The following is a 579-nucleotide window of genomic DNA, read 5'->3' as shown; positions in this document are numbered from 1 at the left end:
AAGCGATTATGGAAATGTCTGGTTTTCGGAGACAAAATGTCAATTTTAAACTAAACCATAAACCATCAAAGAATACTTCCATAGATTTGGGTGCGCGATTTTCGGATGTTCGCATTTCAGGTGGAGGCATGAATGAACAGAATGAAGCCTCTTCATCAGATTCCCGTTTAAAATTCGCCATGATTTATCCTCCCTTTCCTGTTGGGGGCCTAACAAATAGTGATGAAACCGATGATGAATTCAATCTGTATAATCCGTTAGAGTCTTTGGTCGATAATGATCAATTGCAACGAAGGAGAACGTATAACCTAAATGCTGCATTTAGCTGGGATATTGTTAAAAACCTACGGTTCAGGACAGAATTTGGCTTTGATGATTATCACAACTATAATGATCGGTTTTATGGTCCAACGACGTATTATGTGCGTAATATTCCCGCTGCTTTAGATCAAAATAAGCCTGCTCTTATCTCATTGAATACGTCGACTCAGGGGATACGCTCCACAAATACATTAAACTATAACTTTCAAGATTTCCTTCCTAAAGGACATAGTTTAAGTGTGCTGGTTGGCCAGGAAT

At 38.7% G+C, this 579-nt stretch carries 1 protein-coding gene; it reads left to right on the top strand.

What is annotated here, in order from left to right; genetic code table 11:
• The coding region (locus FB586_RS19575) for a TonB-dependent receptor (protein ID WP_222928402.1) at positions 1-579 on the top strand (579 nt) is incomplete at both ends.

It is taken from the genome of Cellulomonas telluris, from assembly GCF_004886325.1.
In the GTDB taxonomy this organism is placed as follows: Bacteria; Actinomycetota; Actinomycetes; order Actinomycetales; family Cellulomonadaceae; genus Cellulomonas; species Cellulomonas telluris.
This window is presented reverse-complemented; position numbering and strand designations above follow the sequence as displayed.